The organism is Antarctobacter jejuensis (assembly GCF_052266595.1).
In the GTDB taxonomy this organism is placed as follows: Bacteria; Pseudomonadota; Alphaproteobacteria; order Rhodobacterales; family Rhodobacteraceae; genus Antarctobacter; species Antarctobacter jejuensis.
The window spans coordinates 54,129-70,214 of sequence record NZ_JBQQXJ010000013.1 but is presented as its reverse complement, the minus strand read 5'-3'; the positions used below and the strand labels follow the sequence as shown (position 1 = coordinate 70,214).

The 16,086-nt window shown below is 64.9% G+C and carries 15 protein-coding genes; 6 read left to right on the top strand and 9 right to left on the bottom strand.

Going from position 1 to position 16,086, the window contains the following annotated elements; translation table 11 throughout:
* Positions 1-17 precede the first annotated feature (17 nt).
* The 4 genes from ACTXGA_RS17800 to zwf form a co-directional block, all read right to left on the bottom strand.
* Positions 18-587 (bottom strand): PRC-barrel domain-containing protein, encoded by a 570-nt coding sequence (locus tag ACTXGA_RS17800; RefSeq protein WP_443395953.1) that lies wholly within the window; start codon positions 585-587, stop codon positions 18-20.
* An 89-nt stretch (positions 588-676) separates the two neighbouring features.
* Positions 677-2,260, bottom strand: coding sequence for a glucose-6-phosphate isomerase (pgi, locus tag ACTXGA_RS17795; protein WP_443395952.1), 1,584 nt, complete (start codon positions 2,258-2,260; stop codon positions 677-679).
* Positions 2,261-2,342: 82 nt separating this feature from the next.
* Entirely contained in the window at positions 2,343-3,020 is a 678-nt protein-coding gene (pgl, locus tag ACTXGA_RS17790; protein ID WP_443395951.1) for a 6-phosphogluconolactonase, read from the bottom strand.
* Between the two features lie 39 nt (positions 3,021-3,059).
* Positions 3,060-4,514 (bottom strand): glucose-6-phosphate dehydrogenase, encoded by a 1,455-nt coding sequence (gene zwf, locus ACTXGA_RS17785; RefSeq protein WP_443395950.1) that lies wholly within the window; start codon positions 4,512-4,514, stop codon positions 3,060-3,062.
* A 342-nt stretch (positions 4,515-4,856) separates the two neighbouring features.
* Between zwf and ACTXGA_RS17780 the strand changes: the two genes are divergently transcribed.
* Genes ACTXGA_RS17780 through ACTXGA_RS17770 form a run of 3 tightly spaced genes read left to right on the top strand, consistent with a single transcriptional unit; the run spans position 4,857 to position 7,705 of the window.
* Complete coding sequence (locus tag ACTXGA_RS17780; protein ID WP_443395949.1) at positions 4,857-5,798, top strand: nucleoside hydrolase; 942 nt, start codon at positions 4,857-4,859, stop codon at positions 5,796-5,798.
* Positions 5,795-6,241, top strand: a complete 447-nt coding sequence (locus ACTXGA_RS17775) for a GNAT family N-acetyltransferase (RefSeq protein ID WP_443395948.1) — start codon at positions 5,795-5,797, stop codon at positions 6,239-6,241. The genes ACTXGA_RS17780 and ACTXGA_RS17775 overlap by 4 nt, the downstream gene beginning before the upstream one ends.
* Positions 6,242-6,286: 45 nt before the next feature.
* Positions 6,287-7,705 carry a protein adenylyltransferase SelO gene (locus tag ACTXGA_RS17770; protein ID WP_443395947.1) on the top strand — a complete coding sequence of 473 codons (1,419 nt, stop codon included), beginning with the start codon at positions 6,287-6,289 and terminating at the stop codon, positions 7,703-7,705.
* A gap of 6 nt (positions 7,706-7,711) precedes the next feature.
* On the opposite strand, the gene ACTXGA_RS17765 is transcribed toward ACTXGA_RS17770, so the two are convergent.
* The gene (locus tag ACTXGA_RS17765; protein ID WP_443395946.1) at positions 7,712-8,629 is read right to left on the bottom strand and encodes a DMT family transporter; all 918 of its coding nucleotides are present in this window, start codon (positions 8,627-8,629) and stop codon (positions 7,712-7,714) included.
* 116 nt (positions 8,630-8,745) lie between these two features.
* Between ACTXGA_RS17765 and ACTXGA_RS17760 the strand changes: the two genes are divergently transcribed.
* The 3 genes from ACTXGA_RS17760 to ACTXGA_RS17750 are packed head-to-tail and all read left to right on the top strand — an operon-like array spanning position 8,746 to position 10,941.
* Positions 8,746-9,603 (top strand): DUF533 domain-containing protein, encoded by an 858-nt coding sequence (locus tag ACTXGA_RS17760; RefSeq protein ID WP_443395945.1) that lies wholly within the window; start codon positions 8,746-8,748, stop codon positions 9,601-9,603.
* Positions 9,604-9,607: 4 nt separating this feature from the next.
* The gene (locus tag ACTXGA_RS17755; RefSeq protein WP_443395944.1) at positions 9,608-10,531 is read left to right on the top strand and encodes a DMT family transporter; all 924 of its coding nucleotides are present in this window, start codon (positions 9,608-9,610) and stop codon (positions 10,529-10,531) included.
* Positions 10,528-10,941, top strand: coding sequence for a Fur family transcriptional regulator (locus ACTXGA_RS17750; protein ID WP_443395943.1), 414 nt, complete (start codon positions 10,528-10,530; stop codon positions 10,939-10,941). The genes ACTXGA_RS17755 and ACTXGA_RS17750 overlap by 4 nt, the downstream gene beginning before the upstream one ends.
* A gap of 312 nt (positions 10,942-11,253) precedes the next feature.
* Here ACTXGA_RS17750 and ACTXGA_RS17745 read toward each other — a convergent pair whose 3' ends face one another.
* The 4 genes from ACTXGA_RS17745 to ACTXGA_RS17730 form a co-directional block, all read right to left on the bottom strand.
* Complete coding sequence (locus ACTXGA_RS17745; RefSeq protein WP_443395942.1) at positions 11,254-11,604, bottom strand: GNAT family protein; 351 nt, start codon at positions 11,602-11,604, stop codon at positions 11,254-11,256.
* A 75-nt stretch (positions 11,605-11,679) separates the two neighbouring features.
* Positions 11,680-12,396 carry an alanyl-tRNA editing protein gene (locus ACTXGA_RS17740; RefSeq protein WP_443395941.1) on the bottom strand — a complete coding sequence of 239 codons (717 nt, stop codon included), beginning with the start codon at positions 12,394-12,396 and terminating at the stop codon, positions 11,680-11,682.
* Positions 12,393-14,813, bottom strand: coding sequence for a DUF3772 domain-containing protein (locus ACTXGA_RS17735; RefSeq protein ID WP_443395940.1), 2,421 nt, complete (start codon positions 14,811-14,813; stop codon positions 12,393-12,395). The genes ACTXGA_RS17740 and ACTXGA_RS17735 overlap by 4 nt, the downstream gene beginning before the upstream one ends.
* Positions 14,810-15,844 (bottom strand): cysteine synthase A, encoded by a 1,035-nt coding sequence (locus ACTXGA_RS17730; RefSeq protein ID WP_443395939.1) that lies wholly within the window; start codon positions 15,842-15,844, stop codon positions 14,810-14,812. Before ACTXGA_RS17730 ends, ACTXGA_RS17735 begins: the two co-directional genes overlap by 4 nt.
* Positions 15,845-16,086 lie beyond the last annotated feature (242 nt).

Genomic DNA, 16,086 nt, shown 5'->3' with positions numbered 1-16,086 from the left:
TGTGTCAGACGGGTCGATCAGAACGACGCGTCTTCGTCATACTCGTCCATGCCGGTCAGACGTTCCGACGTGAACGGGGTCACCACCGCATAGGTGTCTTCGTCCACCAGAACCATCTTCATGTCCGAAACCGGCAGCATCACCAGCTTGTCGCCGATCCCGAGGAAGCCGCCCACTTCGGCGAGGACACCCTCGATCTTGCCGTCAGCCGACAGGACAACGTCGTCAACCGAACCGATGCGTTCCCAGTTGTCGGAAACTTCGGTGTAATCGACCGAGATATCCCAATCCGCTTCTTCCTCGGAAGACAGGGTGTAGATCGGGGACCCGGAGATAGCGGACAGCTTCACCGCGCCGTGAAAGAGGTCACCGGCAGTCGGCTCGGTCTCTTCCATGTCGGTCTTCGCCATGTCGGTTTTCGGCATGTCGGAGGCCACCGGATCGCCGATCGTGGGGGTCACGGTGTCAGCGGGCTGTGCCTGCTCCATGGGTTCCGGTTCAACCACAGGTTCAGCGGAGTGGCTTTCAGCAAAGGCCACGGCGGGAACGAGGGCAGCAGCAGCAACGGTCATTGTAAGGCGTTTCATAACGGTCTCCTTTTTCCGTTTGATCTGCCATGACAACGACCGATTTCGCGCCTCCGTTCCCAAGTATTTTTTTCGTAATTACCGGAACTTCAGCCGCGCCCGTGCGTATGTACGAATCGCAAAAGTTGTGCGGTGGATCCGTCCTTGCCCGACACGGGTTCGGCCCCCGTCACCATCGGCCCCAAAGCGGTGGCAAGCTCCTTGCCAAGCTCAACACCCCACTGGTCGAACGAGTTGATCCCAAGGATCACGCCTTCGACAAACACCCGGTGTTCATAGAGCGCGACGATCTTGCCAAAGGTTTCGGGATCGAGCAGCGGATAGATCAGCGTGGTGGACGGACGGTTGCCGGGAAAGACCCGATGCCGCGCCTGCCGTTCCAGCTCATCTCCTTCGAACGTGCCTGCCACCTTTTCCCGCGCCTCGTCCAGCGACCGGCCGCGCATCAGCGCCTCGGACTGGGCAAGGCAGTTGGCAACCAGAAGGTCATGGTGATGCTTCAGGTCCGGCTCATGGCCCTGCGCCGCCATCATGAATTCCACCGGGATCACCCGCGTGCCCTGGTGGATCAACTGGTAAAAGGCGTGCTGGCCATTGGTGCCCGGCTCGCCCCAGACGACGGGACCGGAGTTATAGGGCAGATCGGCGCCGTCCATGCTGACGCCCTTGCCGTTGCTCTCCATCTCCAGCTGTTGCAGGTAGGCGGGCAGCCGCATCAGGCGGTTGTCATAGGGCAGCACGGCGCGTGTCGCATGTCCCAGAACCTGATTGTGCCAGATCCCGACAAGGGCAAGCAGCACGGGCAGGTTTTCGGCGAAGGGCGCGGATTGGAAATGGCGGTCCATCTTCATGCCGCCGGTCAGGAAGCCGCGGAAATTCTCCGGTCCCACGGCCAGCATCAGCGACAGGCCGATCGGCCCCCAGACGGAATACCGCCCGCCGACCCAATCCTCGAACCCAAAGACCCGATCGGCCGGAATGCCGAACTCACCGGCCTTCTGGACGTTGGAGCTGAGCGCGATGAACTTGCCCTCATCCGACACGCCCTTTTCCGCCAGCCACCTCTTGGCGGTCTTGGCGTTGGTCATGGTCTCGATGGTGGTGAATGTCTTGGAGGCGACGATAAAGATCGTCTTCGCGGGATCGCAACCGGCCAGCGTATCGGCAATATCTGCGCCGTCCACGTTGGACACGAAATGCGTGCGCGGCCCGTCGTGATAGGGCGCCAGCGCCAGCGTCGCCATCACCGGGCCAAGGTCCGATCCGCCGATCCCGATGTTAACCACATCGGTCACGTCAGAGGCGCGAACCTCGCGGGCCAGAACTTCCATCCGTTCCAGCGTCTCCAGCACCGGCGGCATCACATCGACACCGTCGACCTTGACCTCTGCCCCGTCCAGATTGCGCAGCGCCGTGTGCAGCACGGCCCGGCCTTCGGTTTCGTTGATCTTGGCACCGCCGAACATGGCGTCGCGCCGTTGCGCCACGCCACGCGCCTCTGCCAGCGCCAGCAACGCGTCCAGCACGGGACCGTCGATTTGCGTCTTGGAATAGTCGAACAGCATGCCAAGCGCTGACAGGCTGAACCTCTGCGCCCGGCTATCGTCCGCGAAAAGATCCTCGATCCGCCGTGCGCCGATACCTTCGGCCATAGTCTTCAGATCATCGAACATTCCGTCCCCCTTGCCGCAGATTGCGGCGCTTACACTTGCGTCTTCAGGCCCTGCTTTCGGGCTTTTGTGACAGTATGACGTCTCAGGCCGCCCAGTGCACCGTCGCCCCGGACAGCACCGCGTTGATCGGCGCCTCGTGCGCGGGTCTGCCCCGGGCGTTTTCGAGGGCCGCGCGCTTTTCCTTGCCAAAGATCAGCACATGCTTGTTCAAGGCACCGTTCAGGACCGGCGCACTCAGCGTGATCCGCGGCTCGGGCGCGCCCGGTGCGCGCATCGGCACAAGGATCGGGGCCTTGGGCGACAGGGCCTCGTCCAGCCGGTCCGCACTGGGAAAGATCGACGCCGTGTGCATGTCGGTCCCCATCCCCAGCAACACCACCGCCAACGGCAATTCGCGTGAGATCGGCTCTGCCAGCTTTTCCAGCGCGCCTTCGGGTTCCGGCGCATCGGCATAGAGCGGCAGGTAACGCGCGCTGGCGGCGTGATCGACCAAGAGCCGCTGCCGCAGCAGGGCCGTGTTCGACCGGGGATGCCCCTCCGGCACCCAGCGTTCATCCGTCAGCAGCACATCCACCCGCGACCAATCCAGTTCGACCCCGCAGAGATCGTCAAAGATCGGACCGGGCGACGTTCCGCCCGGCACCGCAAAGGCGACACGATCCTCATGCGACAGCGCCGCGCGCAGTTCTCCTGCCAAACGGTTCGCAAGATCGATGGCCAGCATCTCGCGGTCCTGGTACTCGACGACTTCATAGTTCACGTCAGGATCCCCCTGTTCCGCAGCGCGTTCCGAAACGGTTCACGCCTTGATTTCCCGCCACTTTCTGCCGTCCTTGTGCATCAGCATCAAGGCATCTTCGGGTCCGACCGAACCCGGCTCATAGGGTTTCGGCACTTCGCCGCGCTGCTGCCAGCCCGCGATGATCGGATCGGTCCAGGCCCAGGCTGCCTCGACCTCGTCGCCGCGCATGAACAGGGTCTGGTTGCCGCGGATCACGTCCATGATCAGGCGCTCATAGGCGTCGGGCACCTCTTCGGCCTCCGGCCCCAATGCCTCGGCAAAGCTCATGTCCAGCGGCACATCCACCAGCCGCATGCCGCCCGGGCCCGGCTCCTTGATGGTCACGCCCAGCGTCATGCCCTCGTTCGGCTGCAGGCGGATCGACAGCACGTTGCGGTGAAACCCGGCCTCCGGGCCAAAGATCGAATGCGGCGCGTCCTTGAACACGACCGCGATCTCGCTGGCCCGGCCTTTCAGCTTCTTTCCCGTCCGCAGATAAAACGGCGTCCCGGCCCAACGCCAGTTCGACACATGCACCTTCATCGCGACAAAGCTTTCGGTGGTCGACCGCGGGTCCTCCACATGCGCGCGATAGCCGGGCTGCTTGTCATCGGCGGCGTATTGGCCGCGGACGATATGATGGTAATCCACCGGGTCCAGCGCGCGGATCACCTTCAGCTTTTCATCGCGCACCGCATCGGGCTCGAATCGCGCGGGCGGTTCCATGGCGATCAGGCACAACAGCTGCATCAGGTGGTTCTGCACCATGTCCCGCATTGCGCCGGACTTGTCGTAATAGCCCCCGCGCCCGCCCACATCGACGGTCTCGGCCACGGTGATCTGGATATGATCGACGTATTGCGCGTTCCACAGCGGCTCGAACAGCATGTTGCCAAAGCGCACCGCCATCAGGTTCTGGACCGTTTCCTTGCCCAGATAGTGGTCGATCCGATAGATCTGATCTTCGGCAAAATGCTTGCGCAGCGTTTCGTTCAGGGCCTTGGCGCTTGCCAGATCGTGGCCAAAGGGCTTTTCGACAACCACCCGGCTGTCGTTATCGGCCAGCCCGAAACTGCGCAGCCGTTCGGCCAGCGCCCCGAACAGCGACGGCGCCACCGAAAAGTAGAACGCCCGCACCACACCGTCGCGCATCAGGCTGTTCAATTCGTTCCAGCCACCCTCGCCCGTGGCGTCGACGGCCTGATATTCCAGCTGTCCCAGGAACTGATCCAGCGTTCCGTCCTCGCAATGGCGCCCGCCACCGAATTCGACGATGGCCTCTGACACCAACTGCCGGAACCCGGCGGAATCCATTTCCGAACGTGCGGCGCCGATGATCCGTGCCTCCGGCGGCATCTGCCCGCTGCAGAATCGCCGGAACAGACCCGGCAGAATCTTGCGGCGCGCCAGGTCGCCAGTTGCCCCAAAGATGACCAGGTCGAAGTTTTCGACCGGAATTACGCGTGAAACCATGAGTCCTGTGCCTTTCCTTTACGGCTGCAGAGGGCTTGCCCCATGCTGCGCCCGTTAGCGCTAACGAGACTTTTCGAAATCCGCATAACCCATGTGCCAGTGAAAGTCTAATCCCCAAGTACCGCATCGCGACCGCATGGCGCAAAATCTTTTGACCGGCGTCGGATTGGGCACGGTTCTTTTTCTGGCCCCCGCCACAGGCCGCTGCCAATCCTGGCGGATTGACCGCTTTCGCCGCACTGCCCCCGCCGTTGCGGCAATCCTCTGCCTGCGGGTCAGCCAGTCCTTGCACCGTCCTGCGTCGCATGCGACTGCTGCCCGCGACGAGCAGGGAGACTGGATTTGGCCCCCAGAAAGATCATCATCGACACCGACCCGGGACAGGACGACGCGGTCGCCATTCTGGTTGCGCTGGCATCCCCTGACGACCTTGACGTCATGGGCATCACCACGGTCGCCGGCAACGTCCCGCTGGCCCTGACCACGCGCAACGCCCGCATGGTCTGTGAACTGGCGGGCAAGCCCGAAACACGCATCTTTGCAGGCTGCGACCGTCCGCTCGCCCATACACTGGTCACCGCCGAACATGTCCACGGCAAGACCGGCCTCGACGGTCCGACCCTGCCGGACCCCACGATGCCGGTGCAGGACCAGCACGCCGTAGATTTCATCATCGAGACGCTAAAGTCAGAACCGGAACACAGCGTCACGCTCTGCCCGCTGGGTCCGCTCACCAACATCGCCACCGCCTTTCAGCGCGCGCCGGAGATTGCGACCCGCGTGCAGGAGATCGTCCTGATGGGCGGCGCCTATTTCGAAGTGGGCAACATCACGCCCGCCGCCGAATTCAACATCTACGTCGACCCGGAAGCCGCTGAAATCGTGTTCAAATCCGGCGCTCCGATCACCGTCATGCCATTGGATGTCACGCATAAGGCGCTGGTCACCAAACCGCGCAACGATGCCTTCCGCGCCCTTGGCACGCCGGTTGGCAAGGCGGTGGCGGAGATGACCGATTTCTTCGAACGCTTCGACCGGGAAAAATACGGCTCGGACGGTGCGCCGCTGCACGACCCCTGCGTCACAGCCTACCTCTTGCGCCCCGATCTGTTCGCGGGCCGCTACATCAACGTTGAAATCGAAACGCAGTCCAAACTGACACGCGGCATGACCGTGGCGGATTGGTGGGGCGTGACGGACCGCACCCCCAATGCCACCTTCATGGGCCGGATCGACGATGACGGCTTCTTTGACCTGCTGACCGAAAGGCTGGCACAGCTATGAAATCCCTCCACCTCGCAGGCGAAGACGACGCGGACAAGCTGCTGCCGCTCGTCGCCGCCTTTCACGCCGAAATGGATTTCGACACCGATGCGGATCACCGCGCCGCCGCCATCGCGCCCCTGCTCAGCGGCTCGCCGCACGGGGCGATCTGGCTGATCGGTCCGCGCCGCGCGCCGGTCGGCTATGTGGTGTTGACCTTTGGCTGGTCGGTGGAATTCGGCGGGCTGGATGCCATCGTCGATGAGCTGTTCATCCGCCCCGCCGTGCGCGGACGCGGCATGGGCCTTGAGGCACTGGATGGCATCGCCAAGGCGATGAAGCACGCCGGTCTGCGCGCGCTCCACCTCGAGGTGGACGGTGAGGATGATCGCGCTCGCAACTTCTATGAAAAGGCCCGGTTTGCCGCACGGGACAAATACCTCTTCATGAGCCGCGTGTTGTAGACCGCCCCGCTGGCGTCATCGGTCGTCAGGACCTATATCCCCGTCATGACCCTGCACATCCCCTTCGACAATTCCTATGCCCGCCTGCCAGAGCCCTTCTTCAGCAGGCTTGGGCCCACGCCGGTCAAGGCCCCGGAAACCATTGCGTTCAATCAGCCGCTGGCGGATCGGCTGGGCATCACCGGGGCGGATGACCCCGCCCTTGCCGCGCAGTTGGCAGGCAATCAGGTGCCCGAGGGGGCCGACCCCATCGCACAGCTTTACGCGGGGCATCAGTTCGGCCAGTTCAACCCGCAACTGGGCGATGGCCGCGCCCTCCTGCTGGGAGAGGTCGTGGACCGCGACGGCATCCGCCGTGACATCCAACTGAAAGGCTCCGGCCCCACCCCCTATTCCCGCATGGGGGACGGGCGCGCATGGCTGGGTCCGGTCCTGCGGGAATACGTGGTGTCAGAGGCGATGCACGCCCTTGGCGTTCCCACCACCCGCGCCTTGGCCGCGATCCGCACCGGCGAGGATGTGATCCGCGAACGCCCCCTGCCCGGCGCCGTCCTGACCCGCGTCGCGCAAAGCCACATCCGCGTCGGCACCTTTCAGGTCTTTGCCGCCCGCCGTCAGTACGACCACCTGCAAACGCTTTTCGACTACACGGTCGATCGCCACTATCCTCAGGTCAAAGACCCGCTGGAGCTGCTCTACCGCGTGATCGAACGGCAGGCCGCGCTGGTGGCGCAATGGATGTCGGTCGGGTTCATCCATGGCGTGATGAATACCGACAACTGCACCCTGTCCGGCGAAACCATCGACTACGGCCCCTGCGCCTTCATGGATGCTTATGACCCGGATACGGTGTTCTCCTCCATCGACCGGTTCGGGCGCTATGGGTATGCCGCGCAGGCCGACATCATCGTCTGGAACATGGCGCAGCTGGCCACCGCCTTTGTGCCGTTGATGCCCGACGCCGATCAGGCGATCGAGGATTTCACGCAGGCCGTTCATTCCATGCCGGACCTCTTGCGCCGCGAATGGCGGGACCGCTTCGGGGCCAAGCTTGGCCTCTCCGCGCCCACCGACGACGATCTGCCGCTGATCGGTGATTTCCTGTCCCTGATGCAGGACGGCGGCTCTGATTTCACCAACAGTTTCCGCGCCCTGACGGACGGCGACGCCCGGGACCAGATCGCGGATCGCGACGCGCTGGCCGCGTGGGAAAGCCGCTGGAAAACCCGGCTGGAACAAGAGAACGATCCGCAGGCTCTCATGCGCCGGGTCAATCCCGTGCTGATCCCGCGCAACCACCGGGTCGAGGAAATGATTCAGGCCGCCGTCGCAGGCGACGATGCGCCGTTCCATCGCTTCCACGCCGCGCTGGCCGCTCCGTTTGCCGAAGATACAGATCTTACCGACCTCCGGCGCGCCCCGGTCGAGGCGGAACGGGTCAAGGCCACATTCTGTGGCACCTGAAGTGCATCAACGTGCCGCGTTCACGGCGGACGCGGCGCGGGCCTTCCTTGACCGCCGGTTGATCAAGACGATGCCCACGGCGACCAGACCCAGCGCCCCGATGAAATCCAGTCCCACAGGCTCATCGAACACCAGCCAGCCGAACGCCACCGCCAGCACCGGCGACAGGAAACTGAACGACGCGATATCCGAGGCCGGATAGATCGCCATCAGCCGCAGCCAGAACAGAAACCCAAGCGCAACCACCAGCGTGCCATAGCCCAGCCCGAACAGGCTAAGCGCATCGACCTGCCGCAACAGCGGCCCGAACAGCGGCGCCACCGCACAGAGCACCATGGCAGAGACCGCGATCTGCCAGAACAGCTGCCCCTCCGCCGCCAGTTCCGACACCCGCGTCAGCCGCACGATCAGCGCGATCCCCGCCCAGGAAAACGCCCCCAATAACGCCAGCAGATCGCCGCGCAGATCCCCCGCACCCCGGCTCTGCGGGTCCGCCAGCGCCCAGGCCACGCCCGCCACCGCCAGCACAAGGCCCAGCGTCCGCCGCGCCGACAGGCGCTCTCCCGGCAGGGCGAAATGCGCCACCGCCGCCAACCAGACCGGCATCGAATAAAACACGATAGAGGCGCGCGACACGCTGGTCAGATCCAACGCCAGAAACAGGAAAACGAACTCCGCGCTGAATACCAGCCCCAGCGCCAGCCCCGGCAGCAATGTCCGCCGCAGGCCACTGATGCGCCGCCCGCTCAACCGCACCCAGAGCATCAGCACCAAAAGCGCCAGCACCGAACGCAGCCCGGCGGCAAAGACCGGCGAAAACCCGGCATTGGTGAACTTGATGACGACCTGGTTGAACGCCAGAACCCCCGCAAAGACCACCATCCCCGCGGCTCCCGCCAGATCCATGCTGTCCTTGCGTTGCATGCCTCCCTTGGACACCGCCCGTGGGGCGAGGTCAATGCATCCCCTTTCCCCTGTGCGCAACGGCCCCTTTCTGTCACAGTCGGAAAACAACGAGAGCATCACAGGAGGAGAACCCGATGAGTCTCATGGGAACGCTGGCAAAATTGGCGATCGGCTACGCAGCCGCACGCGGCGTGGACAAGATGTCCGGAGGACAGGGAATCGGCGGCTTGCTGGGCGGCGGCGCACAGGTCAAAAGCTCGACCCCCACCTCCTCGCTGCAGGCGCAGATGGCCAAGATGATGGGCGGACAGTTCCCTGAAGGCGCAGGCATGGAGGACATGGTCGACTCGATGCGCTCTTCCGGCATGGGCGGCATGCCGGGCATGGGGGCCGCGGGCGGCAACCCCATGGCGGAAATGATGCAAAAGATGCAGTCGGGCGGCCTGGACCTCTCGGCCCTGATGGGCCGCGCCGGCAGCGCGGGCGGCGGCGGCGGCATGCTCTCGCAGCTGGGCTCGGGCGGCTCCGGGCTCGCTGGCATGCTGTCGGCCATGGCCGGAAGCGCCGCGGCAGCCCAGGGTCAGGGCCTTGGCGGCATGCTCGACAGCTTCAAGAACGCCGGCACCGCGCCGGATGCCGAAGAGGCGGCGGCGCTGATGCTGCGCGCGATGATCATGGCGGCCAAGTCGGACGGCGGCATCGACAAGGCCGAACAGGCCAAGATCCTCGAAACGCTCGGCGATGACGCCGATGCTGAGGACCGCGCCTTCATCCAGAAGCAGCTGAAAGCCAAGGTCGATCCCGAGGCCCTCGCCGCAGAGGTCCCCGAGGCGCAAAAGATGCAGGTCTATTCCGCGTCGCTGATGACCATCCGCGTCGATACACAGGCCGAGGCGGAATACCTCGACCGGCTGGCCAAGGCGCTGGGGCTGGACGAGGCCGCGGTGAACCTGTTGCACATGCAGATGGGCATGCAGCCGCTCTACGCCTGAGCCTATGGCCCGCGCGCCTGCCTTCGGCCTCGGCCTTGCCTTGGCCGGGGCCCTGATCCTGACGCCCGATGCGCTCTTGATGCGGCTGTCGGGCATGTCGGGATTTCAGATGCTGGGCTGGCGCGGGCTGTGCATGGCGCTGATCTTCCTCGCCTTCTGGGCTGTGACCAGCACGGACCGGCGCACCGATGTCACGGCACTGGGCCGAGGCGCGGCCATCATGGTCATCCTGTGCCACGCCCTGAACGCCACGCTCTTCCCGATCGGCATCGCCGTGGCCCCGGTGGCACCCGTACTGCTTGGCGTGGCGACGGTGCCGGTCTGGTCCGCCCTCCTCGCCCGCCTGTTGCACGGCGAACGGGCCTCGCGCGCCACTTGGGGCGCGACCCTCTGCGTTCTTGCCGGGATCGCGCTGGCGGTCAGCGACACGGGCACCGCCTTCGATACCCGCGCGCTCCTGGGCGCGGCCTGCGGCCTTGGCGTAGCCGCCGCGCTGGCGCTGAACTTCGTCACCCTGCGCCACCACCCGCAGATGCCGCTCCTGCTGGTCATCGGCCTTGGCGCGGGCCTTGCGGGGGCCACAGGCTGGCTCGTCACCGGTCCGGCCAACATGACCAGCGGCAACCTGACTGCCATCCTCGCCACCGCCCTTCTGGTCCTGCCGCTGTCCTTCTTCGCCCTCAGCCAGGCCTCGCGATACACTTCGGCCGCCAATGTCAGCCTGCTCCTGCTGCTTGAAACCGTACTGGCGCCGCTCTGGGTCTGGCTCGGCACCGGAGAGGCCCCCTCCCCCCGCATGATCACAGGCGGGCTGATCGTGGTGACAACCCTCGGCCTCTACGTCCTTCGGGCGCGGCGCGTTCGAGGCTTGGCCTCCCGCGCGCCATTGCCTAAAACGGACAGAGAACAGGCGACACCGGGCCCATGACCGACACCATCACAGACCGCTGCGCGGCCAAGGGCCTGCGCATGACAGAGCAACGCCGCACCATCGCCGATGTGCTGGAAGGCGCAAACGATCACCCGGACGTAGAGGAACTCTATGCCCGCGCCTCGGACCGTGATCCCAACATATCGATCGCCACGGTCTATCGCACCGTCAAACTCTTCGAAGAGGCAGGCATCCTCGAACGGGTCGACTTCGGCGATGGCCGCGCCCGCTACGAGGACGCGGAACGCGAACACCACGATCACCTGATCGACCTCAACAGCGGTGAGGTGATCGAATTCGTCGACCCCGAAATCGAGGCGCTGCAGGAAAAGATCGCCGAAAAACTCGGCTACCGGCTCAAGGGCCATCGCATGGAACTCTACGGCGTCCCGCTGAAAAAGCGCTGACCTCGCCTGCGACGATCTTCGTTCCGGAGCCATCCCTCGTCCCGCGTGCCGAAAAGACGGCGCCGTACCGCCGGGACAAGGGAAATCGCGGAGGGACCCGCCAAAGGCGGGAAACCGCTATTTCGCTTGGCGCGGAGGGGCGGGGCTGTCAGGCACAAAGCGGGATGAGGGTTGGGGCCGGAACGAAGGTCTTCGTTCTGGTGAATCCTGAAGTTTCAATTCCGCCAGCCACCTCCCCCACGATCCCGATCCGGGCGTCGCATAGCCCCAACCGGAAACCGGTGCGCGGCAGCGCGCAATCGGATCCCCCTCTCAACAGGATCCGGCGTAGGTTTTCTGAAAGGCAAGATTCATGCACATGGAAAAATGCGCCAGCCGCGCGCAGTCAGGATCGGTGTCCGCATAGCGGATGATGGCAGTCGCCGCCTCGACCGGCGTCATGTCGGGCATCAGGCAATAGCCCAGTTCCGCCGAGACCGGATAGTAATCCCGTCCGATCAGGCTGAACGCCCCCAGAACCCCCTCCAGCATGGCCTCACACTGCGCGCCACCGGGACGGCCCTGATGCAGATCGCGACAGCTTTGCAGAAAAGCCTCGGTCGAGGTGTCGGCCTGACCGGCCGATCCAAGGAACAAGGCGCAAAGGATTGGAACGACACGCATCGGCTCATCCTCCGGTCAGACAACCTCAGGCAGTCTACCCCACCCCTGTTCGTCTGCCCAGCCTCCCGTCCGCGCTCACGACAGGGCGATGTGCACCCGCCGGTTCTGCTTGCCCTTGTTCTCGATCTTGCCCAGCGTGACACAGCCGATCTCTCCGGTCCGCGCCACATGGGTGCCGCCGCAGGGCTGCAGGTCCACCTGCTCCCCGCCGCGCCCGATGCGGATCAGCCGGATGCGCCCGGCCTCGCGCGGCGGCTGGACGCTCAGCGTCTTGACCAGATCGGGCCGCGCGTCCAGTTCTTCCTCGGAAATCCAGTCTTCGCTGACCTCCAGATCGCGGTCGATCAGATCGTTCAGTGCCTGTTGCAGCGCGTCCCGGTCCTCTGGCGGCTGCGGCATGTGGAAATCCAGCCGCCCGCTTCCCGGCCCGATCTGTCCTCCGGTCACCGGCAGCGGGATCACCACGCTCAAGAGGTGCAGCGCCGTGTGCACGCGCATGTGCTTGTGCCGCCGTTCCCAGTCCAGCACCTGCAGCACCTTTGTGCCCACCGCTGGCAGCGCGGCGGGTTCGGAGGGCAACAGGACCGAAGCCCCGCCCTCGCCCTTGACCGTCGTGGCGATCGGCAGGCGCCCGCCGGACCATTCCAGCCAGCCGCTGTCGCCGGGCTGGCCGCCGCCCGTGGGATAGAAAACCGCCTGCGACACCACGATGCCGCCCTCTCCGGTCAGCGCGATGACCTCGCCCTCCGCCTCGCGGCGATAGGCGTCCTCGCGGTACAGCAAATCGCTCACCCTTCGTCCTCGTCGCCCACCCGCTCGTCGCCAAGGACCGCGGTGGAGGGACGCGGCGAGGTACTCTCGCTGGACTTGCGCGCCTCGCTCATGCGTTCTTCGACCGCATCGGCCAGCACCTCGGGATTGCGCAGCCAGAGATCGCGCTGCGCAAAGGGAATCTCGATCCCCTCTTCGGCAAAGATCTCGTTGATCTGGTGGCGCATCTCGGTCTTGACCGCCATGCCCTGCCCGATGTCGCGCAGAACCGCCCGGATCCGGAAATCCAGCGAATCCGCGCCAAAGTTCATGAAGTCCACTGCGGGCGCCGGGTTCATCAGCACCATTTCGTGCTCGCGCGCGATGTTCAGCAGCAGGCGTTCCACCTTGCGGGTGTCCGAGCCATAGGCCACGCCCACCTCGATGATGATCCGGCCCAGCGAATTGCCACGGGTGTAGTTCGACACCGTCCCCGACACGAGGTCGGCGTTCGGGATGATCACGTCGAAACGGTCAAAGGTCTCCACCCGCGTGGACCGGACAGAGATATCCTTGACGATGCCGTGGGTGCCGTTCACCTCGATCCAGTCGCCCTCGCCGATGGGACGTTCGATCAGCAGGATGATCCCGGAGACAAAGTTCGACACGATGTTCTGCAGGCCGAAACCGATACCGACGGACAGCGCACCGGCGACAATGGCCAGCGACGACAGGTCCAGACCGCCCGCCGTCACCGCCGTCACCACGGCGGCAAAGACACCGACATAACCCACGCCCGAGACGATGGCGTTCTGCCCGCCCTGATCGATCTCCGTCTTGGGCAGGACAGAGGTCCGCAGCGCCCCCTGCAGCAAACGCGTCAACAGGTATCCCGCCGCAAAGACGGCGATCACGACAAAGAAGGTCATCGGCGTTATCTGCGTCGCGCCGATGCTGATGCCTTCCTGCGCGCGGGCCCAGATCTCTGTCAGGTCCGCCTCGCGCGCGCCCCAGATCAGCGCCAACAAGGGCAGCGCCAGCATGGCAAGGACAAAGCCGCCCAGAACCGGCCACAGGCTTTCACCGCCCTTCCCGTCCTTGCGGGAAACAAGCTCGTACAGGCTGGTCAGGAAACGCTGCAGCACCATGATCAGGCCAACAAGCGCAAGCGTGGCAATGGCCGGATAGACCAGCGACTCGCCCACGCGGAAATAGCCGATCGCCGCCAGCACCGGCCCCGCGATCCCTATGATCTGACAGGCCCGGCCCAACAGGCGCGCAAACCGCAGACGGAAATCGCCCGGCCCCGCCTCTTGTGCCTCCCGCGTGCCGACCATGGCCGCGTCGTTGCGCACCCGGCCCAGCCGCACCAGCATCAGACCGGCCAGAACCAGAACCGGGAACTGTGCCACCGCCGCCGTCGCGGCAGACCACCCGCCAAGCTCGATCAGGGTGCTGACGATGGATTCCACCACGTAAAGGGCCGCCAGCGCATTCGCCAGCCTGCGCGCCACGGGCCGCTCATCGGCGGGCAGCTTCAGCGCCGCGATTTCATCGTCGTCGTTCAGCGCCTCATCCGCCAGCCAGCGGATGCCGAACAGCATCGCCACCCAGATCGGCAGCTTGTTCAGCAGGACGTTCCAGTCGTCGATGGCAAATCCGGTCGCCTCGACGCCCTGCAACAGGGCGACGATGCCAAGGTAGGGCAACAGGATCTTGCCCAGCGATACGAGGAACCGAAAGGCGCCGGTGCCGCGCCGCGTTCCCGCCCGCAGGCGCTCTACCCCGGCCCTTGCCCAGACCGACCCGCGCGCAATCAGCATCACGCCAACCAGCACGTACAACAGCACCAGCGGCAGGTTCCGCATGGCCCGCGTCCGGTTTGCCCGGTCGGTGATATTGTCGGTGATTTCCTTCCAGAGCGACGTCAGGGTGCCCTGAATCTCGGTCAGCGCCGCGGGCCACAACACCGGGTTCACCGGGGATGCGCCCAGTTCCAGCAGCGCGTCGGTCTGACGCTCTCGGATGATGCTGTCGATCTCAGAGATGATCGCATTGGCCCGCGAATAGGCCGCTTCGGCCCGCACGACGGGCGCGCGCTGCTCGGCCAATTGCTGACTAAGCAGCTTTCTCTGCTCGGAAATCTCCGGCGTTTCCGTGCCTTCCGCCGGTGGATCACCCAGCGCACTCAGTTGCGCCTGCAGCGTCTGGATGCGCGAGGCATTGGCCCGCTGTGCCGCCAGAAACTGTTCCCGCCACTCTGCCACCTGCTGGCGGATGGCCTCGAACCGCTCGTCCTCGGCGCGTCCCGCGTCCACCATGGATTCGGCGCGGGACGCGATGGTTTCCCAACGCGAATAGTCCTCAACCGAAACCTGCGCGAAAACAGCGCCGGTCCAGAGCGAAACAGCCAGAAAAAGCGCCAGAAGCGCCTGCGAAGCAGTGCGAATTAGGGTCATGCGTCCTCGAATACGCCGGGAATGCTGGACGGTCCGCGCGTCATCCAGGGCGGGGTCGGCAGGCCCTTGTCGCGCAGGAAGTCCGGGTTGAACAGCTTGGACTGGTAGCGCGTGCCATAGTCGCACAGCACGGTCGCGATGGTGTGGCCCGGCCCCATCTCGCGCGCCATATGGATGGCGCCCGCGACGTTGATGCCGGTGGATCCGCCCATGCACAGCCCCTCTTCGGACAGCAGGTCGAACACGATCGGCAGCGCCTCTTCGTCCGTGGCCTGCGTCAGGAAATCGGGCTTGAACCCTTCAAGGTTGGCGGTGATCCGCCCCTGCCCGATCCCCTCGGAGATCGAACTGCCCTCGGCCTTGGCCTCACCTTGGGTATACAGCGTGTAGATCCCCGACCCCATCGGATCGACGATGCCGCATTTCACGCCCTTGGGCTGCAGCGCCATGCCGACACCGGCCGCCGTGCCGCCCGACCCCACCGCGCAGATGAACCCGTCGACCTTGCCGCCGGTCTGCTCCCAGATCTCGGGGCCGGTCGTCTCGATATGCGCCTGACGGTTGGCCACGTTGTCGAACTGGTTCGCCCAGATCGCGCCATGCGGTTCCGTCTTGGCCAGCTCCTCGGCCAGACGACCGGAATAGCGCACATAGTTGTTGGGGTTCTTGTAGGGCGCCGCAGGCACCAGCACCAATTCGGCACCGGCCAGCCGCAGCATGTCCTTCTTTTCCTGGCTCTGGGTCTCGGGCATGACGATCACCGTCTTGAACCCCATCGACGCGCCAACCAGCGCAAGACCGATGCCGGTGTTGCCGGCGGTGCCTTCGACGATGGTGCCGCCCGGCTCCAGCTGACCCTTGGCGATGGCATCCTTGATGATGTACAGCGCCGCGCGATCCTTGACCGACTGGCCCGGGTTCATGAACTCGGCCTTGCCCCAGATCTCGCAGCCCGTCATTTCCGATGCCTTGCGGAGCTTGATCAGCGGGGTCTGGCCGACCGCCTGTGCGAGATCCTGCGAGTTACGCATGAGACATGTCCTTTTCGAAACCTAATTCCCTTGGTGTAGGGCCGAGGTGGGGGGAACTCAAGCCGATGACGCGCGCCGCAGGGCCGGCTCCGCCTGTACGGGTCGGCCCGGGCAACGCGCCATCGCGGTCCCATTGACCGCGTCAACGCGCAAACCGGCTGCCGGGTTGCACCGCCCGGCACATTTTTCAGAATAAAGACATGAGGGGCCGCGACAGTCGGCAACCGTGCGGCGTCAGGCTT